At 44.8% G+C, this 23,384-nt stretch carries 27 protein-coding genes; 24 read left to right on the top strand and 3 right to left on the bottom strand.

What is annotated here, in order from left to right; all coding sequences use genetic code 11:
- Positions 1-36 precede the first annotated feature (36 nt).
- The 16 genes from CALPO_RS13705 to CALPO_RS0109225 all read left to right on the top strand — a co-directional run bounded on the left by CALPO_RS13705 (position 37) and on the right by CALPO_RS0109225 (position 15,319).
- Entirely contained in the window at positions 37-1,032 is a 996-nt protein-coding gene (locus CALPO_RS13705) for a peptidylprolyl isomerase (protein ID WP_051585945.1), read from the top strand.
- An 84-nt stretch (positions 1,033-1,116) separates the two neighbouring features.
- Entirely contained in the window at positions 1,117-1,665 is a 549-nt protein-coding gene (gene spoVT, locus CALPO_RS0109295; protein ID WP_026487065.1) for a stage V sporulation protein T, read from the top strand.
- Positions 1,666-1,770: 105 nt separating this feature from the next.
- Positions 1,771-2,664: a sporulation peptidase YabG gene (gene yabG / locus CALPO_RS0109290; protein ID WP_026487064.1), complete on the top strand. Its 894-nt coding sequence runs from the start codon at positions 1,771-1,773 to the stop codon at positions 2,662-2,664.
- Positions 2,665-2,728: 64 nt separating this feature from the next.
- Positions 2,729-2,998 carry a Veg family protein gene (locus CALPO_RS0109285; RefSeq protein WP_035172516.1) on the top strand — a complete coding sequence of 90 codons (270 nt, stop codon included), beginning with the start codon at positions 2,729-2,731 and terminating at the stop codon, positions 2,996-2,998.
- Positions 2,999-3,092: 94 nt separating this feature from the next.
- Positions 3,093-4,637, top strand: a complete 1,545-nt coding sequence (locus CALPO_RS0109280) for a DUF3794 and LysM peptidoglycan-binding domain-containing protein (RefSeq protein WP_026487062.1) — start codon at positions 3,093-3,095, stop codon at positions 4,635-4,637.
- A gap of 105 nt (positions 4,638-4,742) precedes the next feature.
- Positions 4,743-5,600 carry a 4-(cytidine 5'-diphospho)-2-C-methyl-D-erythritol kinase gene (gene ispE / locus CALPO_RS0109275; protein WP_026487061.1) on the top strand — a complete coding sequence of 286 codons (858 nt, stop codon included), beginning with the start codon at positions 4,743-4,745 and terminating at the stop codon, positions 5,598-5,600.
- Complete coding sequence (locus CALPO_RS0109270; protein ID WP_026487060.1) at positions 5,593-6,264, top strand: GntR family transcriptional regulator; 672 nt, start codon at positions 5,593-5,595, stop codon at positions 6,262-6,264. Before ispE ends, CALPO_RS0109270 begins: the two co-directional genes overlap by 8 nt.
- Before the next feature lie 15 nt (positions 6,265-6,279).
- Positions 6,280-7,020, top strand: coding sequence for a nucleotidyltransferase family protein (locus CALPO_RS0109265; protein ID WP_026487059.1), 741 nt, complete (start codon positions 6,280-6,282; stop codon positions 7,018-7,020).
- A 74-nt stretch (positions 7,021-7,094) separates the two neighbouring features.
- Positions 7,095-7,307: a CLC_0170 family protein gene (locus CALPO_RS0109260; protein ID WP_026487058.1), complete on the top strand. Its 213-nt coding sequence runs from the start codon at positions 7,095-7,097 to the stop codon at positions 7,305-7,307.
- 6 nt (positions 7,308-7,313) lie between these two features.
- The gene (locus CALPO_RS0109255; protein ID WP_026487057.1) at positions 7,314-8,897 is read left to right on the top strand and encodes a spore germination protein; all 1,584 of its coding nucleotides are present in this window, start codon (positions 7,314-7,316) and stop codon (positions 8,895-8,897) included.
- Positions 8,884-9,996 (top strand): GerAB/ArcD/ProY family transporter, encoded by a 1,113-nt coding sequence (locus tag CALPO_RS0109250; RefSeq protein WP_026487056.1) that lies wholly within the window; start codon positions 8,884-8,886, stop codon positions 9,994-9,996. The genes CALPO_RS0109255 and CALPO_RS0109250 overlap by 14 nt, the downstream gene beginning before the upstream one ends.
- Positions 9,980-11,125: a Ger(x)C family spore germination protein gene (locus CALPO_RS0109245; protein ID WP_026487055.1), complete on the top strand. Its 1,146-nt coding sequence runs from the start codon at positions 9,980-9,982 to the stop codon at positions 11,123-11,125. The genes CALPO_RS0109250 and CALPO_RS0109245 overlap by 17 nt, the downstream gene beginning before the upstream one ends.
- A gap of 59 nt (positions 11,126-11,184) precedes the next feature.
- The gene (spoIIR, locus tag CALPO_RS0109240; RefSeq protein WP_026487054.1) at positions 11,185-11,832 is read left to right on the top strand and encodes a stage II sporulation protein R; all 648 of its coding nucleotides are present in this window, start codon (positions 11,185-11,187) and stop codon (positions 11,830-11,832) included.
- 129 nt (positions 11,833-11,961) lie between these two features.
- A complete protein-coding gene (locus CALPO_RS0109235) occupies positions 11,962-13,428 on the top strand; it encodes an aminotransferase class I/II-fold pyridoxal phosphate-dependent enzyme (protein ID WP_026487053.1) in 1,467 nt (488 codons plus the stop codon).
- Positions 13,429-13,633: 205 nt separating this feature from the next.
- Complete coding sequence (locus tag CALPO_RS0109230; RefSeq protein ID WP_407638230.1) at positions 13,634-14,923, top strand: ammonium transporter; 1,290 nt, start codon at positions 13,634-13,636, stop codon at positions 14,921-14,923.
- A 57-nt stretch (positions 14,924-14,980) separates the two neighbouring features.
- Positions 14,981-15,319 (top strand): P-II family nitrogen regulator, encoded by a 339-nt coding sequence (locus tag CALPO_RS0109225; protein ID WP_026487051.1) that lies wholly within the window; start codon positions 14,981-14,983, stop codon positions 15,317-15,319.
- A 35-nt stretch (positions 15,320-15,354) separates the two neighbouring features.
- On the opposite strand, the gene CALPO_RS0109220 is transcribed toward CALPO_RS0109225, so the two are convergent.
- The 3 genes from CALPO_RS0109220 to CALPO_RS14475 are packed head-to-tail and all read right to left on the bottom strand — an operon-like array spanning position 15,355 to position 16,348.
- Positions 15,355-15,927 carry a manganese catalase family protein gene (locus CALPO_RS0109220; protein WP_026487050.1) on the bottom strand — a complete coding sequence of 191 codons (573 nt, stop codon included), beginning with the start codon at positions 15,925-15,927 and terminating at the stop codon, positions 15,355-15,357.
- A gap of 17 nt (positions 15,928-15,944) precedes the next feature.
- Positions 15,945-16,187, bottom strand: coding sequence for a spore coat protein CotJB (locus CALPO_RS0109215; RefSeq protein ID WP_026487049.1), 243 nt, complete (start codon positions 16,185-16,187; stop codon positions 15,945-15,947).
- Positions 16,187-16,348 (bottom strand): spore coat associated protein CotJA, encoded by a 162-nt coding sequence (locus CALPO_RS14475; protein WP_084295243.1) that lies wholly within the window; start codon positions 16,346-16,348, stop codon positions 16,187-16,189. The genes CALPO_RS0109215 and CALPO_RS14475 overlap by 1 nt, the downstream gene beginning before the upstream one ends.
- Positions 16,349-16,484: 136 nt before the next feature.
- Between CALPO_RS14475 and CALPO_RS0109205 the strand changes: the two genes are divergently transcribed.
- From CALPO_RS0109205 to CALPO_RS0109170, 8 genes are all read left to right on the top strand, one after another.
- A complete protein-coding gene (locus CALPO_RS0109205; RefSeq protein ID WP_026487048.1) occupies positions 16,485-16,985 on the top strand; it encodes a cell wall hydrolase in 501 nt (166 codons plus the stop codon).
- 12 nt (positions 16,986-16,997) lie between these two features.
- The gene (gene ypeB / locus CALPO_RS0109200) at positions 16,998-18,347 is read left to right on the top strand and encodes a germination protein YpeB (RefSeq protein ID WP_035172514.1); all 1,350 of its coding nucleotides are present in this window, start codon (positions 16,998-17,000) and stop codon (positions 18,345-18,347) included.
- Positions 18,348-18,387: 40 nt separating this feature from the next.
- Positions 18,388-18,582, top strand: coding sequence for a small, acid-soluble spore protein, alpha/beta type (locus tag CALPO_RS0109195; protein ID WP_026487046.1), 195 nt, complete (start codon positions 18,388-18,390; stop codon positions 18,580-18,582).
- A 134-nt stretch (positions 18,583-18,716) separates the two neighbouring features.
- Positions 18,717-19,781 (top strand): D-alanine--D-alanine ligase family protein, encoded by a 1,065-nt coding sequence (locus CALPO_RS0109190; protein ID WP_026487045.1) that lies wholly within the window; start codon positions 18,717-18,719, stop codon positions 19,779-19,781.
- Positions 19,781-20,584, top strand: a complete 804-nt coding sequence (gene murI / locus CALPO_RS0109185; protein ID WP_026487044.1) for a glutamate racemase — start codon at positions 19,781-19,783, stop codon at positions 20,582-20,584. The genes CALPO_RS0109190 and murI overlap by 1 nt, the downstream gene beginning before the upstream one ends.
- A gap of 26 nt (positions 20,585-20,610) precedes the next feature.
- Entirely contained in the window at positions 20,611-21,033 is a 423-nt protein-coding gene (locus tag CALPO_RS0109180; RefSeq protein WP_026487043.1) for a DUF1934 domain-containing protein, read from the top strand.
- Entirely contained in the window at positions 21,033-22,715 is a 1,683-nt protein-coding gene (gene argS / locus CALPO_RS0109175) for an arginine--tRNA ligase (protein ID WP_026487042.1), read from the top strand. Before CALPO_RS0109180 ends, argS begins: the two co-directional genes overlap by 1 nt.
- A 12-nt stretch (positions 22,716-22,727) precedes the next feature.
- Entirely contained in the window at positions 22,728-23,381 is a 654-nt protein-coding gene (locus tag CALPO_RS0109170) for an MBL fold metallo-hydrolase (RefSeq protein ID WP_026487041.1), read from the top strand.
- The last annotated feature ends 3 nt before the right edge of the window (positions 23,382-23,384 follow it).

Below are 23,384 nucleotides of genomic sequence, written 5' to 3'. Positions count from 1 at the left end.
AGCGTAAATGTAAAATGTTAGAAGGAGTGGGTGTATTTGATAAAAAAAGCAGCTTTTCTATTTATCGCGGCTGCTGTTATTCTGTCGCTATTGACTGGATGCGTTTCCAATAACGTCGTAGCCACAGTAAATGGGGAGCCGATTACAAGAGCTGAATTTCAGGAAGAGTTAAATGCCCAGGTGGACAGCATTGAAAAAAGCCAGGGCAAGCAGGACTGGAATGCCACGTATCAAGGGCAAAAACTGGGGGATTCCTTGAAGACCATGGTTTTGGAATCCCTGATATTGCAAAAGGTGCAGCTTCAACAGGCTAAAAAAGAGGGGATAAGCGTTACCGACAAAGAAGTGGAGAAAAAGGTTAACGATCAGGTGAGTATGTATGAAACTTACGCCGGAGGGAAAGACAATTTTAATAAGATATTAAAAGACCAGAAGCTGGATAGAAATAAGCTGGTCGCCCAATTAAAAGATACGTACAGAAAATTGCTTACAATACAAAAGCTGGAGCAAAAAGTAACAGCCGATGTTACTGTTACCGAACAAGAGGAGAAGAAGTATTACGACGAACACAAGTTGGAGTTTAAACCAGACACGGTTACCGCAAGCCACATACTGGTCAGCGACAAAAAGACTGCAGATGAGATAGAGCAGAAACTAAAAAAGGGAGCGGACTTTGCACAGCTGGCCAAGCAGTACTCTATTGACACCCAGACCAAAGACAAAGGAGGAGATCTTGGCACATTTACTTATGGCACTATGGATCCCACTTTTGAAAAGGCTGCGTTTGCGTTGAAACCCGGTGAGATAAGCCAGCCTGTAGAGACCCAATTTGGCTATCATATTATAAAGGTAACAGATAAAAAAATTCAGCCTCAGAAGACCTTTGACCAGGTAAAAGGCGAGATAAAGGACAAGTTATTGGCTCAAAAGAGGGATGATGAATATCGAAAGCTTGTGGACCAGTGGAGGAAAAACGCCAAGATAAAGAAAAACCAGAGGGTGATAAATAGCGTAAAAATCGGAAATAAATGATGCGCCTTCTTTTGGAATAAATTCTAGTAAAAGATAAATACTAATGGTAAATCGAATAATTATTTCTCAAAGGAGGTTGCGATGTTGAAAGCAACGGGAATAGTAAGGCGTATAGATGACCTCGGAAGAGTAGTTATTCCAAAGGAAATAAGGCGCACCTTGAGGATACGGGAGGGCGATCCGCTGGAGATATTTACCGATAGGGAAGGCGAGATCATACTAAAAAAGTATTCGCCTATTGGAGAGCTGAGCGATTTCGCGCAGCAATACGCTGAGTCCCTGTATCAATCTACAAAGCGCCCTGTATACATTGCAGACAACGACTCTATAATTGCTGTGGCAGGAGCGCCTAAAAAAGAGTTTATAGATAGGTCCATAAGCCCCGAGCTGGAAAAGCTCATGATGGTAAGGAAAAGCGTGGTGCTGGGCAATGGAGGCGAAGGCGATACCATAAAGATATGCGAAGGTGAAACAGAGCCTTTTTCCCAGGTCATTGCCCCCATTATGTCCAGAGGAGAGTGCATAGGGGCGGTTATCATAGAGTCCAGAGAGGCAGGAGAGCCCCTTGGAGAACTGGAGTTGAAACTGGCAGAAACAGGTGCTTCCTTTTTAGGTAAACAGATGGAGGATTAAAGAAGCAGTAAAACTGCTTCTTTTTTAATGTCAGGATAGTCCCAAAGTCCATATATTATTATTGAGAAACCACACCATTAAAAGCCAGAATAAGGGGGAGGCTGTATGAGGGAATTTCGTATAGGGGATTTGGTGACGAGAAAATCCTACAACAGCGATATACTTTTTAGGATATGCGATATCCTCAGCGTAAAAGGAGTAAAAAACTATATTTTGAGGGGAGTCAATGTGAGGATAATGGCAGACGCCCCTGAAGAAGACCTGGAGCCGCAGCCCATGACCAGGATGAACGAATTTGATCAAGAATTTTCTAGACAAGCTGAGGAGATGATAAACAAGATATTAAAAGAGCGGGATGTACCTCAGTGCACTCGTCGGCGCAGGAGAAGTCGAAAAAAAAAATGTGCTGATGGTTCCAGGGGAGAGGAGGTTTTTTCAAAACCCGGCAAGGTATTGCACATAGACGGGGACAATGAGTACCTCAATATATGCCTTGACACTTACAGGCAGCTAAACGTGGATGTTGTTGGCGTGAACGTGGAGGAGAAAAGACAACCTGATGTGGTTTTTGATTTGCTGAGGTCTTATACACCTGATATATTGGTTTTGACTGGACATGACGGCATAATAAAGCACAGGAACGACTTTAACGATTTAAACAGTTACCGCAATTCCAAGTATTTTGTGGAGGCCGTGAAGAAAGCCAGGGAGTTTGAGCCCTCGCTGGACGATTTGGTGATATTTGCAGGTGCCTGCCAATCCCATTATGAGGCGCTTATACAGGCGGGGGCCAATTACGCCAGCTCCCCAAGAAGGGTGTTAATACACGCCCTAGATCCTGTTTTTATATGCGAAAAAATCGCCTATACGAGTATTGACAGCGTAATATCCCCAAAGGACATCATAGCCAATACCATAACGGGGATTAACGGCATCGGCGGTTTGCAGACCAGGGGTAAGTACAGAAATGGGTTTCCCAAGAGCCAATTGATTGTTTAAATTTTAAAAAGTTTGACTTTTTAAAAAACGTGTGATAAAATATATAGAGCATAAAAGTGAGGTGATGTCGGTGGCGGATAAAAGTGCTCTCATCGCCATAAAGAGAGATATAGATAACCATATTGGCGAAAGGGTCCAGCTAAAGACCAATGGAGGTCGCAAGAAAACCGTAATAAGGGAGGGTATTCTGGAAAAGACATATCCCAGCATATTTGTAGTGAGGTTGGACGCACCAGGTATGTGCAGGAGGGTGACTTTTAGCTATTCCGATATATTGACGGAGACCATAGAGCTCACGTTGGTAAATGACAATAGAAAGATAGCGTGTATGTAAAAAATAGGCCAGTTTGAAACTGGTCTTTAATTTTTGTCATATTTTTTAATCCAACGCCATACTATATAACAGTATGCAATGGGAGGGTAAAGATATGGCGCTGGAATTGCTAAAAGAGAACATGGTGGTGGAACAGGTTGTAGGTGAGAATAGATATCAGGCTTTAATTTCCCACGATATAGTTATCGGAGATAACAGGCCCGACGTAGATAAGATACTTTCGGTATCAGCTCGCAATAACATAATAAGACAGGAAACGATCCAGGGCAAGGCTGTGATTGAAGGAATGCTTGATTGCAGCGTGTTGTATACAGGAGATACAGACAAGCTGATAGAGTGCGTTGAGGCCCATATACCTTATACCCAGTACGTGGACGTAAAAGGAGCGGAGGCCAAGATGATATGCGAGGTCTCTGATACCGTTGAGAGCGCTGATGCCGCTATAGTCAACGCCCGAAAGATTTCCCTCAATGTCTTGGTGGATTTAAACGTGAAGGTATTGGAGAGAAAAAGTGTAGACGTTATAGAAGATATAACGGGACTTCCTGATATGCAGATCCTTCGAGAAAACATAAAGATAAGCAATACGCTGGGGGAAGGGACATCCCAGGACATAATAAGGGAAGAGCTGGAACTACCACAAAATAAGCTGGATATATCTGAAATCATTAAAGCTGGCATAGATGTAGTCGTAGAGAAAGTGGTAGTGACGTCAGGAAAGGTTACGGCTGAAGGATATGTTTCACTGGACGTAATGTATTATACCGGTGAATCTGTGCATCCGCTGGAAAAGGCAGTATATGAATTGCCCTTTGCGCAGGAAACGGATGTGCAAGGCGCTGAAGAGGGTATGTCTTCCGAGGTCAGGTTTTACGTGGATGACACCAGTTTTAGGGTGGCAGAGGATGCAGAAGGAAAAAACAGGATAATAAACGCAGAAATTCTCTTAAAGTGTGTGGCAAAAGTCTATCGAGAGGATGAGCGGGAAGTTATTGTAGATGCGTACAGCCCTATGAGAGCTACGCGCTTGTCTAAAAGCGCCTACAGGTGCAGAGAACTCGTTGGACGGGAAAACTCCCAGGTAGAGGTAAAGGACACGTTGACGCTGATACAGCCTGCTACCAGCATGTACGATGTCAGTATAAGGCCTGTCATAATAGACTACTCAGTGTCCGATGGCAAAGTAGTGTCCCACGGCGTCTTGCAGGTCGCTGCTGTATACATGACATCTACAGGGGACACGGTGGTGACAGGGGAGATCCAGGAGATACCTTTTAACGTGGTGACAGATGTGCCAGGTGCTACAAAGGATGCAGTAGCCTATGTAGGGATTATAGGAAGTAAGTCCGCTTACGAACTCAAGACATCCAGGCAGTTGGAGTTAAAATCCTTGCTGGACGTAGAGGTTACGGTGTACGCAGATCGGGAGATACAGCTGGTCACAGGAGTAGAGGAACTGGATGTGGTTCAGCCTGAAAGGCCCAGTATAACGGTTTACATGGTTCAAAAAGGCGATGAGCTGTGGGATATAGCCAAAAAGTACCGTACCACAGTGGACGACATACTGGAACACAACAATGTGCAGCGGGAAGACATAAAATCTGGATTAAAGCTGATAATACCAAAGAAATTCCTATAGCATTTGTTGATCGAGTATTCCCTCGCGGAATACTTTTTTGTATACACTTTTTTAAAAATGTGTTGTATAATATATACAAGAAAATCCCGGTGTAAGGTGTTGATATTGAGGATAAAAGCATATGCTAAAATCAACCTTTCCTTAAATGTGTTGGGCAAAAGAAGCGATGGCTATCATAATATTGAGACAGTGATGCAGAGCATCGATTTATGGGATGCTTTGGAAATAAAAAAGGAAGGCACAAGGATAGAAGTGACCTGTGATGGCGTCAAACTACCCTGCGATAAGAGAAATACCGCTTACAAGGCAGCGGATATAATGATTAAGAAATTTGGATTGGAAGGCGGCATCAAAATTCACATCCATAAGCGCATACCTGTAGCCGCTGGCCTTGGAGGCGGAAGTGCTGATGCTGCTGCTGTGATAAAAGGCATAAACGCGCTGTACAGGCTGAATTTAAAAGGCGAGGATCTGCAGGCATTGGGGCTGGAAGTGGGAGCTGATGTGCCTTTCTGCGTGAGAGGTGGTACGGCTTTCGCAGGCGGTGTAGGAGAGAAGCTCGTGCCATTGAAGACACCTCCATTTCATATAGTATTAGTAAAGCCTGATGCATCTGCGTCCACCGAGGTTGTATACCAGTTGTATGACCAACTGGTGGATCCTTTGCACCCCGATGTTTTAGGGCAGGTAAAAGCGATCCAGGACGGCGATTTGAAGAGAATATGTGAATTGGCTTCCAATGGGCTGGAAGCCGTGACGATGAAGATTTGTCCTAAGGTCAAAGAGATAAAAGAGGCTTTGATGGATACAGGGTGTGAGACAGCCCTTATGAGCGGCAGTGGAACGGCTGTTTATGGTGTATACATGGATGAAAAGAGCGCCCGGAAGGCGTATGAAGCGCTGAGCCGCGTTTATACGGCTTTTTTAGCAAAAACTATTGACGAGGAGAGTGCAAATGGATAGCGGGATGTTTCAACTGGAAAACTACAAACCATTGAGGGAATTGGTGTTTGAGCACATAAAACATGCCATTATAACAGGCGAGTTAAAACCCGGTGAAAGACTTATGGAAGTGCAGCTGGCGGAAAAATTAGGCGTAAGTCGCACTCCGGTGAGAGAGGCTATACGCAAACTGGAACTGGAGGGCCTCGTGGTCATGGTTCCCCGCAAAGGCGCCTTTGTGTCTGATGTCTCGCTTAAAGATATAATCGACGTGTTTGAAGTAAGGGAGACATTGGAAGGTCTGGCATCTTATCTGGCGGCAGAAAGGATAACCAAAGAAGAGATCGAAAACCTCAATGAAATTTTGAAAAAGACCAAAGAGAACGTAGAAAAAGGGGACAGTCGGGGTATAATAGAATGTGATGTGAAGTTTCACGATGCGGTGTTTAATGCTTCTAGAAATGAAAAGCTTATTCAGATAATGGCCAATCTACAGGAGCACATACACCGCTTCAGGATTATATATGTGAATATGGCTGAAAGGGCAAATAAACTGGTGGAGGAACATGGGGAACTCCTGCAGGCAATAAAGACTGGCAATGCTCAACAGGCGAAAAAGCTGGCTATAAAGCATGTAGAGAATATACAGAATGAGGTAATAAAAGAATTGAGCCAGGATAAATAAGGAGGTCTTGTTATTATGTTAAATGCCATTGTACTGGCGGGCAGCGGTGATGGCGATAAACTTCCTGATAAACCTCTTTTAAAGATAAAGGACAAACCCATGATACTGTACGTTACCGATGCCCTTAAGGCATCGGGGATAATCGACAGAATAGTAGTAGTTGGTAACGCTGCCGGTCTTTCACCCCTTTTTGAAGGAGACGATTGCTGCACTGTATTAGATGGGGGTGGGAATATGCTGGACAACCTGTTGTTGGGTGTCAGGTACCTGGGCGACCAGGATAGAGTGCTGGTTTTGACCTCGGATATACCTATGATAACTCCTGAGGCTATCATCGACTTTGTAGAAAAGGCAAAAGCCATCGGTGGGGATTTTTGCTATCCCATAGTAAAAAAAGAGGTGAACAAGGAGAAGTTTCCTAAAGCCAGGCGCACGTATGCCAGGTTGCGGGAAGGAACGTTTACCGGTGGAAATATAATATATATGAATCCCCGCATTATAGACAATCTCATGGACATGGCCTATGAGGTCATAGAAAACCGCAAGAGGCCTATAAAGCTCGTGAGGATGTTGGGCTGGTCTTTTACGATGAAATTCTTGTTGGGTAGGCTTACGATACCCAAAGTAGAAGAGCGGGTCTCAAAGATGCTGGGCATTGATGCCAGGGCTGTCATATCAGAATATCCGGAGATAGGGAATGATGTGGATAAGCCCTCTGACGTGGAGATGGCGGAAAATTACATTAAATCAGCCTGAAAACACCGAAAGGTGTTTTTTTTTTGCGCATAAAATTCGCATTGGATGTCCAATCTAATTTAGGGTGATATTAATTGAACGCCGTTTTAAAGTACGTGGGCATGAGATTTGACCTGTATGCACTTGTGTTGATGACGGGAATAGGGCTTTTTTTAGTGTTTGTGGATGGTGAAAACTTAAGGAGAAAAAAATTAAAAAAAGACGCGAGCATAGCCCAAAAGATGGGATATTTTTATATCGTCTTTGCTGTTGCGATGTACATAATCAGGAGTTTAGGTTTAAGGTGATTGCCGATGGATTTTATAAAGAGGCTTATAGGGAAAGACAACAGCGGAAAAAACGGAGATCGGCGCCTTTCCAAAGATCTCAATGAAAATGTAGCTCTTTTTAAAGAGGCGTTTAAAGATTGCGACGACGTCGTGTACAGAGACTTTGCTATTGGGGAAAACCAGAAATTTAAGATGACATTGATTTACATCGACGGTATGGCCAACAAAGACCTTATAAATAACCATGTGATGAAATCCTTGATGTTAGACGCCAGGCAAGCCAGGCCAAGGACAAAGGATATTAAAGATATACTTGAGCTGATAAAGAATACCTCGCTGTCAGCTGCTGATATTAAAGAAGTACAGAACGTTGAAAAGATCATAGTATATGTGCTTTCGGGACTTACCGTTTTGCTGCTGGACGGTTATGACAGGGGTATCGTTTTAGAGACCAGAGGGTGGCAAATGCGGTCGATCTCACAGCCCGAAGCCGAAATGACCATAAGAGGGTCTCAGGAAGGTTTTGTGGAGACATTGAGGGTAAACACAGCACTGGTGAGGCGCAGGATAAGGGATAGCAAGCTTAAACTAAAGTCTGTTCAGGTGGGGTCTCGTTCCAAAACCGATGTAGTTATAGGATATATTGAGGGCATAGTGGACGAAGATGTGTTGAATGAGGTGAAAAAGCGCCTTAACACCATAAAAATCGACGCCGTGCTGGAAAGTGGGTACATAGAACAACTAATTGAGGACTGCTGGTATTCGCCTTTTCCTCAGCTGGAGATGACCCAGAGGCCGGATAAGGTGGCGGCAGCGCTGTATGAAGGAAGGGTAGCCCTTCTGGTGGACAATAGCCCCTTTGCGCTGTTGATTCCTGCAACCATCAGCGTTTTAACCCAATCCCCTGACGATTATTACATGCGGTGGCCTATTGCCAGCGTGATAAGGCTGTTGAGGTTTTTGAGTATATTGATTGAGCTGTATCTGCCCGCTCTGTATATCGCTGTAACGTCGTACAACCCTGGGATGATACCTACCACCCTTGCGCTGTATATAGCAGCTACTAGGGTCACAGTGCCTTTTCCTTCATTTGTAGAGGCGTTTATGATGATGGGGGTACTGGAGATACTGAGAGAAGGAGGAATAAGGCTCCCTACACCTGTATCTCAGACGTTGGGCGTTGTAGGGGCTATTGTCATAGGGTCGGCGGTGGTACAGGCCGGAATCGCCAGTCCTTTTATGGTCATCGTGGTAGCTATTACAGCTATGGCTTCCTTTGTTATACCCAATTACAGCTTGAGCCTGAGCCTGCGGATGATGACATTTGGATTTATGCTGCTGGCCACTGTGTTGGGGCTTTACGGCATATATATAGGGACTATTTTGCTTCTATCTCACATGGTGATATTAAAGAGCTTTGGAGTGCCTTATATCGCCTCCTTTATGAGCTATACCTCAAGAGATCTGGCGGATATTGTTGTGAAATTGCCATTGCCATTTATGAAGTACAGGCCCGTTTATTTACAGCAAAAAGATAAGGTGAGGATTGACGATGAAAGGGATGAGAAGGTGAGAAGCGCGGAGGCGAATCAGGATGATGAAAAATGATGACAAGATAACATCCGTTCAATTGGCGGCCACACTGATAGTACAGATGCTGGGCATAGCCAGCCTCAGCTTTCCCCGGGACGTGGCAGCGCGAGCTGGTGCCAGCGGATGGGTGCTGGTGGTGTTGGGGGCATTGGTGGCTATGGTGTTTTCTGTTATAGTCACAGGGCTAGGGAGGATGTATATAAATGACACATTTGTAGAGTACAGCAAAAAAATCGTGGGGGGTTTTTTAGGGAATATCCTCTCTCTGATTATGGTCATTTACTTTGCGTTTTTTACAGCGGTTCAGGTGAGGATTTTTGCTGAGGTGCTAAAGATGTTTTTGTTGTACTATACCCCGTTGGAAATCGTCATAATGACGATGCTTCTGACCAGTGTGTACATAGTAAGGCACGGCATAGAGCCTATAGCCCGGTTGAGTGAAATCATGTTGCCCGTGTTTATCATTATTATGGCGCTGATTTTGCTGCCTACGCTAAAGGATGCGGACCTCAGCAACCTTTTGCCTTTTATGAAGTTTTCTCCTGGGGCTTTTATAGACGGTGTCGTGTATTCGGCTTTTTTCTTTATGGGCTTTGAGTCCATGCTGTTTTTGATTCCCTTTCTCAAAAAACCCCATGAAAGCACAAGGTATACCTTTTACGCTATAGGGGTTGCCGCGGCCATTAACCTTACACTGGTCCTGTTGACCACTGCCGTTTTTGGAGCCAAGGAGGAAATTCACCTGGTATGGCCTGTGATATCCCTTGCTAAGATAATCAGTATTCCTGGTTTTTTTATAGAGAATCTGGAAGGTATCATGATAGGCATATGGACGCTGTCGGTTTTTACCACCATCGCTACGATTCTTTACATAATGTCGCTGGGCTTCAGCAGAGTGGTGAGGGCCCATGAGTACAACTACGCGGTTATAGCATTGTTGCCGGTCATATACATTGTCGCCATGTCGCCTGCGGATTTGGTTCAGACTTTTGAGGTGTTCAGAGCTGTCAGCGTGTACGTAGCGGCTATACTGACAGTGGCGGTGCCGTTGATTCTGTTGCTTATCGCAAAGATTAAGAATTCGAGAGGCGATAGAAATGCAAAAGAGGCATAAGGTGCTTTGCGCACTGCTTATTTTTGCGGTGGCGTTTGCTGCTACGGGTTGTTGGGATAAGGTAGAGATAGATAAAAGGGCGTTTGTGCTTACCATGGGCGTTGACAAGGTAGAGGGGAGCGGTAAAAATATAGAGGTGTTCTTTTCGTTCCCTAACTTAAAGTCCTATATAAGCACGCCGATGGGAGGCGGGGGCAAAGGCACTCCCAAATTTACAATTAGCGGCAGAGGAGATAGCATTTTTGACATAGCTCGATCTGTGGAAACCAGGTTAAATGACAGGCTGTACTTTGGCCATACCAAAGTGGTGATATTTGGAGAAAATATCCTTAAAGACCCTATGCTCTTCAGGCAGGTTTTGGACGAGCTGGAGAGGTACCACGAGTTTAGTAGAAAAGTAAACGTGGTTTGCGTAAAAGGGGACGTAAAAGATGTCATGGAGATAACGCCTCAATATGAGCCCGTACTGGGGGTTTTTATCGACGGGGTATTTTCCAATAAGAATATCACCTCTAACATCAGGACAGGGGATATAGGGAAAATAATCATAGGGTTTCACAACACCGGTGGCGATGGCCTTATCCCCTTGATGTCTTATTCCAAAAAAGACGTGGAGATAGCGGGTGCGGCTGTTATAAAAAAATTCAGGATTGTAGGTGAGCTCAATGGCCTCGAGAACGGCGCTGTAGAAATAATGCAAAATCAGATGCAAGGTGGAAGCGTGGTGGTAAAAAGAAAAGGGGTCAATGTATCTATACAGATATATAGCGCCAGGACATCCAGGAGATTGGCGGTTCAAAACGGCAAAATATACCTTATACTCAACAGCGTGTTTGAGGGTGACGTAAGCGGCGATATACTGGATAGAATGGATGAGGTGATGACAGAGCAGTTTGTGAGGGATGTCCAGACTCTTGCAGAGCAAAAAATAAAGGAGAACGTAAATCACACTGTAGCCAAGCTGAAAAATTACAGGGTTGATGTCATAGGCGCCGGTGACCTCCTGAGCAAATATTACCCTTCTATATGGGAAAAGGTCAAAGACAACTGGGATGATGGCTATTTCCCGGAGGTAAACGTGGTGATACACCCCAAGGTATTCCTCAGGAGAAACGGATTGGTGAGGTAGTATAAAAATCGGGATGGTTGTCAATAATTATTTTAGCGATAGTAACCGGGGGGATTAAGATGAAAAAGCTGGCGCTGGTATTGATGTTAACGATAATAGTAACGATAGGTTTTCAGTACAGCTCCTATAGGGCAGAAAAGGCGGATATAGCTAACAGGCTAATAAGGCTTCACGTAATAGCAAACAGCGACTCAGCCGTTGACCAAGCTGTAAAGCTCAAGGTAAGGGATGCCATCATAAAGGCTATGGATCCAAAGTTCGAAGGAAATTACAGCCTGGATAAGGCGAAGAAGACTATAGAGAGCAATTTAGGTTACATAGAGCGCATAGCTAATAAAGTACTTAAAGACAACGGCATGAATTACAGGGCAAAGGTTCAATTTGGCAGGTTTGATTTTCCCATCAAGAGCTACGGCCCGATAGTTCTTCCGCCAGGCAATTACCAGGCGCTAAGGGTAGTTTTAGGCAATGGCAAGGGGAAAAACTGGTGGTGTGTCATGTTTCCACCTCTGTGCTTTACGGATATTACCCATGGGTTGACCAGTGCTCAGGCGGAGGAAAATTTAAATAAGGTGCTCACCAAGGAACAACTGAATATGATAGATGAAGAAAAAAACCACCAGGTGGTTTTCAGGTTTAAAATTTACGAGGTCATAGAACAGACTATTAACGCCTTTGCCAATTCTATTAGATTTGCATTAAAGTAAGACGGGCTGAATGCCTGTCTTATTTATTTTTATACACTTTTTAGCCCTAAAATAAATAAAAAAAAGTATTGCAATTACACAAAAGTTGTGCTGTAATTAATACGTTATTTAAAGGAAAGGGGCGGATACATGTACAGACTTGATCAAAATAAGACGCCGTTATTTGATGCCCTCAAGAGGTATCGGGAAAGACAGACGGTAGCCTTTCACGTGCCGGGACATAAACACGGCAAAGGACTTAAAGAGTTTACAGATTACGTAGGAGAAAACCTGATGTGGATAGATGTCAACGGCATGGAAGACCTGGATAATGTGTGCAATCCGGTGGGAGTCATAAAAGAAACCCAGGAGCTGGCTGCCGATGCTTTTGACGCTGATTACGCTTATTTCTTAGTAAATGGGACCAGCAGTGGCGTACAAGCCATGATTATGGCCGCCTGTGAGCCCGGCGATGAAATAATAATACCCAGAAATGCCCACAAGTCTACCATCGGCGGTATCATTTTAAGCGGCGCTATACCCGTATACGTGCAACCTGAGATAAACAGAGAGTTGGGCATAGCCATGGGTATGAGTGTGTCCAGTGTGAAAGCTGCTATTGAGGCACATCCTTACGCTAAGGCTGTTTTTGTCATAAATCCTACTTATTATGGGGTGGCGTCGGATCTGGAATCAATTATAAAAATTGCCCATCAAAACGATATGATGGTCCTGGTGGATGAGGCCCATGGCGCTCACATGGGGTTTCATCCGGAATTCCCCGTAAGCGCCATGAGAGCTGGTGCGGATATGAGCGCTGTGAGTATGCATAAGACAGGGGGTTCCATGACCCAGAGCTCTTTGCTCTTGCTTAAAGGGGATAGACTGGATCCCGGGTATGTCAAATCGGTTTTAAATCTAACCCAGACCACCAGTGCTTCTTACGTCCTTATGGCATCGCTGGATGTAGCGAGAAAACAGCTGGCTACAAGAGGATATGAGATGCTCACAGAGGTGTTGCGGTTGGCCAGGGAAGCCAGGGACAAGATAAACCAGATACCAGGGCTCAGGGCTTTTGGCAAGGAGGTGACGGGTACGCCAGGCAGCTTCGCCTTTGACGAAACCAAGCTGGGCGTGAACGTCATGGGGCTTGGCCTTACGGGTTTTGAGGTGGAATCCCTTCTGAGAAAGAAATACGATATACAGGTGGAGATGGCGGACCTCTACAATATACTGGCCATAGTAAGCCTTGGAGACGATGAAACATCTATAGCTAAACTGGTAGACGGTTTAAGGGGCATCGCGTCAGAACACATAGGCCATGAGATTAAAAACGCTACGAGAAGCCCTATTATGCCTGATCTCATAGTGTCGCCCAGGGACGCTTACTACAGCAGAAAGAAGGTGGTGAAACTGGAAGATGCGGAAGGGGAGATAAGCGGAGAGATGGTAATGGCATATCCCCCTGGCATACCGGTGATTTGCCCCGGCGAGAGGATAACCGCGGAGATCATAGACTATATAAAGGCTTTAAAAAGCGAAAAGTGCCAGCTTCAGGGTACGGAAGATCCCTATGCCAATTACATTAAGGTGCTGGGACAAGACTATTATGAATGATTATGTATTGACAAAGTTAAAAAAGATTGTTAAAATTAAGAACAAGAACTTATAATATATAGATATATATAGAATAAAGGAAAAAGCAAAGGCGCTTTTTAAAAGTGTCTTTGCTTTTTTTAATTTTAGACATTTTTTAAAATCTAAATATTTTAAGGAGGTTTCATAAATGAGTAGACCTAAGTTAACTTTTGTTCTCATTATTATGTTATTCTTTATTCTATTCTCATTTAATGCTGCGTATGCTGCAGATCAAATTACTCCTGATAAAATTGCAGTTGCGGTAGATAATGTATGGGTATTGATAACAGCATTTTTGGTATTTTTCATGCAGGCTGGTTTTGCAATGGTTGAAGCCGGTTTTACAAGGGCAAAAAATGCAAGCAATATTGTCATGAAAAATCTTATGGATTTTGCGATTGGCTCGGTTATTTTTTGGCTTATAGGCTTTGCTATAATGTTTGGTAAAGATGTGGGTGGTTTTATTGGAACATCAGGATTTTTCTTTAGTGATTCTTTCAAACACCTAGGGCTTAAAATTCCTCTAACATCATTTTTAATATTTCAAACAGTATTTGCGGCAACGTCTGCAACAATTGTTTCTGGTGCTATGGCAGAAAGAACAAAGTTTTCTGCGTATTGTATTTATAGTGCGGTTATTTCTCTTATCATCTATCCGGTGGTAGGACATTGGGCTTGGGGCGGTGGCTGGTTGAGTAAATTAGGTTTTGTTGATTTTGCAGGTTCAACAGTTGTCCATTCTGTTGGCGGCTGGGCCGCTTTGATTGGTGCTATGATGCTTGGGCCAAGAATTGGGAAATACACTAAAGATGGAAAGATCAATGCAATACCTGGCCATAGCATCACGTTAGCAGCGTTGGGAACATTTATTTTGTGGTTTGGCTGGTTTGGATTTAACCCAGGTAGTACTCTTTCTGGTTTGGATGAGAAAATTGGGGATATTGCTGTCAATACCAATCTAGCGGCGGCAATGGGTGCAGTTATGGCAATGATTTTTACATGGGTGAAATATAAAAAACCTGATGTCAGTATGACATTAAACGGATCATTGGCGGGTTTGGTTGGAATAACGGCAGGTGCTGCGGCGGTAAATACATTTGGTGCTGCGATAATAGGTGGTTTGTCAGGTATTTTGGTTGTAGTGGCTGTTGAGTTTATCGACAAAAGACTTAAAATAGATGACCCGGTAGGTGCAATTTCAGTACATGGAGTATGTGGCGCGTTTGGTACGTTGATGGTTGGTTTTTTTGCAACTGGCACTGGGCTATTCTATGGCGGAGGTATTAGACAATTTTTAATCCAGCTTATGGGTGTTGCGGCTACATTTGTATGGACTACATTGACAGTTTTGATACTTTTTAGTATAATCAAAGCAACCATTGGTTTGAGGGTTTCCGAAGAAGAAGAGATAGAAGGACTGGATATTGTAGAACATGGCGCAACAGCATATGGTGACTTTGTAATTAAATCTTAGGTCGTAAAGTGATTAGAATGATTACCAACCTGATCCTAAAAAGGGGTGTGAAATGGTGTGAAAAAAATTGAATGTATTGTCAGGGCTGAAAAGCTTGAAGAGCTCAAGGACACATTAAATAGTTTGGGAGTAAAAGGTATGACTGTATCCCAGGTTATGGGATGTGGTTTGCAAAAGGGTAAAACAGAATACTATCGTGGAGTTGAAATTAACATAAATCTTCTTCCCAAAATAAAATTAGAGCTTGTTGTAAAAGATTCAGAAGTGGATAAAATTATAGAGGCAGTTATTAAAGTGGCTCGATCGGGCAATATCGGCGATGGAAAAATATTTGTGTACGAAATAGCTGAAGCCATAAGGATAAGGACAGGGGAAAGAGGAGATGCTGCGGTATAAAAAGAGAGGCTGCTTTACGCAGCTTCTCTTTTTCTTTAATAGAACTTTTTTCTCTCCAATTCTTCTTGCACCAGGTCCAGTGTCTCTCCAAAGCGCTGGAAGTGGACTATTTCCCTTTCTCTCAAAAACCTTAAGGTATCTTTCACGCATGGATCGTCGGTGAGGTTTATAAGGTGTTCGTAAGTAGACCTGGCCTTTTCTTCTGCTGCCATATCTTCGTGAAGATCAGCTATAGGGTCTCCTTTTGCCTGTATATATGTGGCCGTCCAGGGCATCCCCGTGGTGTCAGAATAAAATAAAGCCCTGTCGTGTTCAGTGTAGTGTTCGCCCAGGCCATGTCTCTTTAACTCCTCCACGGGTACTCCTTTTAGGAGCTTGTAGACGAGAGTTGCTATTATCTCCAAGTGAGCCAGTTCTTCAGTTCCTATATCCGTCAGAGTGGCGATGGATTGCCCTGTAGGCATGGTATACCTCTGATTTAAATACCTGAGGGCAGCTGCCAGCTCTCCGTCAGGTCCTCCGTATTGGGCTATGAGGAATTTTGCCATCTTCACATCGGGCTTGCATACATTAGCGGGATATTCTAGCTTTTTCTCGTACACCCACATGTTCGTCCCTCCTTATATCAATATTCGATCTGCCACGGCCAGGGCTCGTTGATGTACTGCCATGGGTAGGCGCTGGGGCTAAAGCCGTAGGCGATAAATGGACCGTGCCTTTGTTCATAGGACTGTTTTAGCGCGTTCAACTGCTGCGTTATTATATTGTAGTGAGCCAGGGCGTTTTGATCGTGGGGGTGAGTGTCCAGGTAGAGGGTGAGTTCTATGGCCATAAAGCTCAGTTCCTGAATTTTTTTCAGCATATCCATTAGCCATCACCCCTCTTTTTTTCTTCAACGTAAGGCATATCCAGCTCAGGGAACATCGTTCCCCTTTTTAGAGCCTGCTCAGGGCTATAGCTTTTTGTATATGTCTGAAAAGGCACATAAGCATGGGCCAGTTTCCATCCGTGTTGCATATACCTGTCCATATGCTATCCTCCTGACATTAAAGTATTTCAGTAATAGCATATTCACGAGCTATATTATTGTGAATCGCATAAAAATGTTATTTAAAGAAGAGAATAAATATAAAATTATATAAAAGTTTAAGGAGGATGAAGATGTATGGCATTGGGCAAAAAGCGCATGATAGCATTGGCATTGATCCTTGTGCTGACGCTGGCATGTTATATGTTTTACATAAATAACAAGACCTGGAGGGTGCGGGATTTTATTGAGACAACAGGATATGCTCAGTCCAGGGGTTATTCTGACAGGGGAGATGTCTGGCTGCTGGCGAGGTTGGTAAACGGCGAAGCCAGGGGAGAGCCTTACATAGGTAAGGTAGCTGTAGCAGCAGTGGTGTTAAACAGGGTCATGAATCCTTCCTTCCCTAAGTCCATACCTGCGGTGATATATCAACCTGGAGCCTTTGAATCGGTGTCCAACGGCCAGATATGGACGGACATATCTCCTGATAGCCTGAGGGCTGCAGAGGACGCCATGGCAGGCTGGGATCCCACAGGTGGAGCGGTTTTTTTCTGGAATCCCAGTAAGCCTGTCAACCCGTGGATGTGGAGCAGGGTTATAATGACCCAGATAGGCGACCACGTTTTTGCCAAGTGAGGAGGTATATGTATGAGCAGATGGACAAGGAGAATCGCGGGGCTGGCGGTATTGCTGATTCTGGCAGCTATCGCGTGGTACCAGTATTCAGATAAGATGTTTTACTATAGGTATCTGGAAGGGCAGTACCAGAGGTCCTTTTACGAGCTGGTGGATCACGTCCAAAGCGTGCAGTCAAACCTGGCCAAGCTTATGGTGGCTGATTCCACCAGCCAAAATATAAATCTCCTTTCGGATACGTGGAGGCAGGCTTATGCGGCTCAGGCTAATTTGAGCCAGCTTCCCCTAGGGGCAATTTCTACTATAAATACATCTAAGTTTTTGTCACAGGTGGGGGATTACGCCAGCACCCTGATGAAAAAACAGGCTTCGGGGCAAAAGCTGGACTCAAAAGACGTAAAGAATATAAAAGACCTTCACGCAAGGGCTGCAGATATAACTGCAGAGCTTCAAAAGCTTAGAAACGATGTAGCTGTGCGAGGATGGGCGTTTTCAGGGAACATAAAGCGGGCTATGATGCCTTTTACATCTACAAACAACAGGGACATAGTAAACACAGGTATAGCTAATGTAGAAAAGCAGGTGGCCAGCTATCCTCAACTGATATACGACGGCCCCTTTTCCGCTCACCTGGAAAACGTGCCGCCCAAGGGTTTGACAGGCCCTGATGTGACCCAAAGCCAGGCCAGGACCAGCGCCGTGGACTTTATAGGGTCAGGAAATGTGAGATCTGTGGATGCGTATAGAGCCAATAACTCTACATTTGCCTCGTACGGCTTTGTGGTGCACACCGCGGGCAGCGCAGGGGATGGCATCGCCGTAAATGTCAGCAAAAAGGGTGGCCACGTGATATGGATGCTCAACCAGAGGGCTATCGGCAAGGCGAGCCTGGCCTTGCCTCAAGCGGAGAAAAAGGCCTTGGATTTTCTGACAAAAAGAGGTTTTAAAAACATGGCGTCTGCTTATTCAGAAAAGTACGAAAATACGGCTATATTTAACTTTGTGCCTCTTCAGAGCGGTGCTATAATCTACCCTGATATGGTAAAGGTCAAAGTTGCCCTGGACAACGGGGAAGTGGTGGGATTTGATGCCAAAGGCTATTACATGAACCACAGAGACAGGGATTTAAAGCCGCCTAAACTAACAGAAGAAGAAGCTATGAAAAAGCTCAGCAGAAATTTGAAGGTACAGTCTTCCAGGCTTGCGGTAATACCCCTTGAGAATAAAGTAGAAGTTTTGACGTACGAATTTAAGGGGACGCATGCTGGCGATACCTTTTATGTGTACATCGACGCCAGCACAGGAAAAGAGGTAAAGGTGTTACAGCAGGTAAAGACGTATAAAGGCGACCTTACCATGTGATAATAAGTGTGGGCCTAATTTAACGATGGGGGGTTTTAATGTGTCGAGGCGCCGAAGTATCATGTCAGACGCGTTGAAATACGAGCTGGCAAAAGAACTTGGCGTTGAAGACATCGTTCGAACCGAAGGCTGGGGGGCGGTATCGTCGCGAAATTGCGGTAACCTTGTAAAACTGGCTATAGAGAGAGCAGAAAGAGCTCTTGCCCAGCAGCAACAGGTTGGATACGATAGATAGTTAAAACCACCATGCCCACAAAGATAGCGGATTTTAATTCCGCTATTTTTGTTTGTTCTTTTAAAAAAGCTATTGAATAAAATCAAGTATAGACTTAAAATCTATATAGTTGGGAGAGTTGGGAGGGGATATATATGGGAAAATTAAACGTAGCAGTGTTATTCGGAGGAAAATCCGGTGAGCATGAAATATCCATAATGTCTGCCATGTCAGTGATCAAGAATTTGTCTAAAGAGAAGTACAACATAATCCCTCTTGGGATAGATAAAGACGGACAGTGGTATTTATATAAAGGCGATACTGAGAATATAAGGCCAGGTGAGTGGGTTAAATACGCTGAAAAGGCATTTATTCCACCCGATCCGTCGGTAAAGGGGATTATGGTGATCAAGGATGATAGCCATGTCACGTTGAGCATAGATGTGGTTTTTCCTGTGTTGCACGGGCCCAACGGAGAAGACGGTACTGTCCAGGGCCTTCTGGAATTGGCCGGGCTACCTTATGTGGGTTCTGGGGTTGTAGGCTCTGCGTGTGCCATGGATAAGGCTGTGGCCAATTCCCTTTTTTTGCAGGCGGGGTTGCCCCACGCCGACTTTATATCGCTGAGGAGCAGCGAGGCAGAAAAGGCGGTCGACGATATAGAGAAAAGATTCGGTTATCCGTGCTTTATAAAGCCTGCCAATATGGGCTCCAGTGTAGGTATAACCAAAGCGCATAACAGGGAAGAATTGGTTTTTGGCTTGAAAGAAGCGGGCAAATATGATAAAAAAATAATTGTCGAGGAGTTTATAAACGCCAGGGAGATGGAATGCGCTGTGCTGGGCGATGACGAGCTCATCGTATCATACCCTGGTGAGATAATACCGTCAAAAGAGTTTTACGATTACGAAGCCAAATACCTGGATGGGGATAATTCCAGGCTGCTTATACCTGCTGAACTCAGCGATCGTAAAGTAGCTGAGATAAGGGAACTGGCTGCCAGGGCCTTCAGGGCGGTAAATGCCGAGGGTATGGCGAGAGTGGATTTCCTTGTAGACAGAGAGACCCTTGAGGTTTACGTAAACGAGGTCAATACCATTCCCGGTTTTACCAGAATAAGCATGTACCCCAAGCTCATGGATTATTCGGGTATACCTTACAGTCAGCTGCTGGATAAGCTAATAGAACTGGCGATAAAGAGACGGGAGACGGATAGATAATGGATTTAAGGCCGATAGGAGTATTTGACTCAGGCGTGGGAGGCATGACCGTTGTAAAAGAGCTCATGGACGTGCTGAAAGAAGAGAGCCTGGTTTACTTTGGGGATACAGCGAGGGTGCCCTATGGCAGCAAATCAAAGCAGACTGTTACCAAGTATTCCTTTCAGAACACGCGATTTCTGCTCAGCCAGGGCGTAAAGGCGGTAGTTATCGCGTGCAATACCGCCAGCGCCACCAGCCTTGAAGATGTGAGGGCCCAATTTGATATACCTGTTTTTGGAGTCATAGAGCCTGGGGCCGTGGCTGCTGTAAATGCCAGCAGGAACAAAAAAGTGGGCATAATAGGAACAGAGAGGACAATTTTATCCGGCGCTTATGAAAAAGCTATAAAGGCGCTGGACCCTTCTATAGATATAAAGAGCGTGGCCTGCCCCCTTTTCGTGCCGCTAGTGGAAGAAGGGTGGGCTGATACTGAAGTGGCTTACATGGTGGCAAGAGAGTATTTAAAGCCTTTGAAAGAAAGCGGAGTGGATACATTGGTTTTAGGTTGTACCCATTATCCGCTTCTTATGAATACTATATCAAAGGTTATGGGGGATGTGACGCTGGTCAACCCGGCTCGGGAGACCGCTTTAATGGTTAAAGAGAGATTAAGCGAGATGGGGTTGTGCGCTCAAAGACAGGCCGTACCTGAGTACAGGTACTTTGTCAGCGACAACCCGGAGAAATTTGAGGAAATTGGAAAAAATTTTTTAAAAAGGCCTGTATCGGGTATTAAACTGGTTGACATAGAACAGTATTGATGAGAAAATAATGGAAAGGGAGTTTTATGAACAAGAAAGCCATAATAACCATAAGAGGCGTTCATCAGGTGGAAGACAGCAAAGACACCATAGAGCTTATCACGGAAGGGAATTTCTATAAGAAAGGCAATAACTACTACATTCATTACGACGAATCGCAGCTTTCGGGTATGGAAGGCACCAGCACCACTATAAAAATTGAGCCTGAAAAAGTGGTCATGTTCAGGCACGGGAACAATGGGGCCAGGATGGTGTTTGAGGAGGATAAAAAACACGTGGCAGAATACAGCACCCCTTACGGTGAGATGGACATAAATGTCATCTCAAAAAAATTGCGCGTAGATTTTACCGATACCAGCGGAGAACTGTACGTGGAATACCTTCTGGATGTGGATGACAGGATAGTGTCCACCAATAAAATCCATGTAACTGTCAGGGAGGTAAATTGATGAAAAACCTTATAATGGAAATAAAGAACGGGCTTGTGAACTCCATAAAAAGAGCTGTAAACAAAGCCGCTTTTGACGGTGTGATTTCCTCTGATGAGGTTCCTGAGATAGAAATTGAAGTGCCCAGGGATAAAAATTTTGGCGACTTCTCCACCAACGTGGCCATGCGCATTGCCAGCGTGCTAAAGAAAAATCCAAGGCATATAGCTGAGGCCATTGCCAAATATATCGACGAAGAAAAGGTCGAAAAAGTAGACGTGGCGGGACCTGGGTTTATAAACTTTTACCTCAAGAGGGATTGGGTATACGATGTGGTGCCTGTTATTTTAAAGGAAGGGCCTGATTACGGCAGATGCGATATAGGCAAAGGGGAAAAAGTTCAGGTAGAGTACGTCAGCGCCAATCCCACAGGTCCTATGCACATGGGAAACGCCAGAGGCGGCGCCATTGGCGATGCCATAGCCAGTGTGCTTGAAGCCACAGGACACGATGTCACCAGGGAATTTTACATAAACGATGCGGGCAACCAGATTGAAAATTTTGCATTATCGCTGGAAGCCAGGTACCTTGAGCTGTTCGGCAGACCTGCTCAGATACCTGAGAACGGTTACCACGGCGAAGACATCGTAGAGCGGGCTAAAGAATTTAAAGATATGTTTGGCGACAGGTACCTCGATGCGCCACCTGAGGAGCGTAGAAAGGCATTGTGTGACTACGCTTTAAAGAAAAATGTGCAAAAGCTGAAATCAGACCTTGAGGCATATGGCATTAATTACGACGTCTGGTTTTCAGAACAATCTCTTTACGACAGCGGTAAAGTAGACGACGTGATAAAGACGCTAAAAGCCAATGGCAGCACTTACGAGAAAGACGGCGCTTTGTGGTTTAAGGCGTCGGAGTACGGGGCACCTAAAGACGAGGTACTGGTGAGGTCTAACGGTATTCCCACATATCTGGCCTCTGATATTGCCTACCACAGAGATAAGTTTGTAGATAGGGGTTTTGAAAGGGTCATAACAGTGCTGGGCGCAGACCACCACGGCCATATGGCCAGAATGCATGCTGCGATGAAAGCACTGGGCATAGATCCAGGCAGGCTTAAATTCATCATCTTGCAACTGGTAAGGTTGGTTAGAGGCAAAGAAGTGGTGAAGATGTCCAAGAGGACAGGCAAAGCCATATCCCTCATCGACCTGATAGATGAAGTAGGAAAGGACGCTGCCAGGTTTTTCTTTACCATGAGGTCTGCCGACAGTCAGATGGACTTTGACCTGGACCTGGCTGTGGAAAAGTCCAACGACAATCCCGTATATTACGTTCAGTATGCCCATGCCCGTATCTGCAGCATGGAAAGCATACTGAAGCAGGAAGGGGTAGAGCTGGAAAGCGTTGAAAAAATCGACTTCAGCCTTTTAAAGCAAGAAGTGGAGTGGGAACTTATGAGAAAGCTGGCGGATTACCCTGAAGAGGTAGTGCTGGCAGCTCAAAACCTGGAGCCACACAGGATCACCCGCTATCTCTTGGATCTGGCCGGATTGTTTCACAATTTCTACAACACCTGCAGGGTAAAAGGAGAGGAACAGCCTCTTTTGCAAGCCAGATTTGCCCTTGCCCTTGCTGTCAAGACGGTTATAAAAAACGGCCTGGATCTTTTGAAGATTACAGCGCCCGAGAGAATGTGAGGAGGGTAAGTTATGAAAATTAAGCATATCGCTCACTCGTGTTTTTACATTGAGGCAGACGGTAAGAGGATCGTGACGGATCCTTTTGATAGCTCGCTAGGCTTTTCTATGCCCGAGATTTACGCTGACATCGTGACGTCAAGCCATGGCCATTTTGACCATAATTACATTGAAGGGATAAAAGGAAACCCTGAGTCTGTGACCACCTCTGGAGATCACAACGTCAAGGGCGTGGACATCGTGGGAGTACAGGTGTTTCACGATAAGGAAAAGGGTGCCATAAGAGGTATAAACAATGTATACGTGTTTAAGGGGCTGGAAGGCATCAACGTGTGCCATATGGGCGACTTAGGCCACATCTTATCCTTTGACGACCTGCAGGCTATAGGGCCTGTGGATGTGCTCATGATACCTGTAGGCGGCTACTTCACCATAGAACCGGACGAGGCGGTTTACGTAACCAAGCAGATAAACCCCAAGATAGTTATACCTATGCACTACAGCTCTGAAGAGACCAAAAAGCACAAGGAGTATAATCTTCCGATAAAGCCCGTAGACGAATTTTTAAATCTCATCGGAGACGCCCAGTTTATGGACGAATTGGTGATTTCAAAAGGCGTATTGCCAGAAAAGATGCAGGTAGTTGTGCTGAAAGAACAGGTATAGCGG

It is taken from the genome of Caldanaerobius polysaccharolyticus DSM 13641 (assembly GCF_000427425.1).
In the GTDB taxonomy this organism is placed as follows: Bacteria; Bacillota; Thermoanaerobacteria; order Thermoanaerobacterales; family Caldanaerobiaceae; genus Caldanaerobius; species Caldanaerobius polysaccharolyticus.
This window is presented reverse-complemented; position numbering and strand designations above follow the sequence as displayed.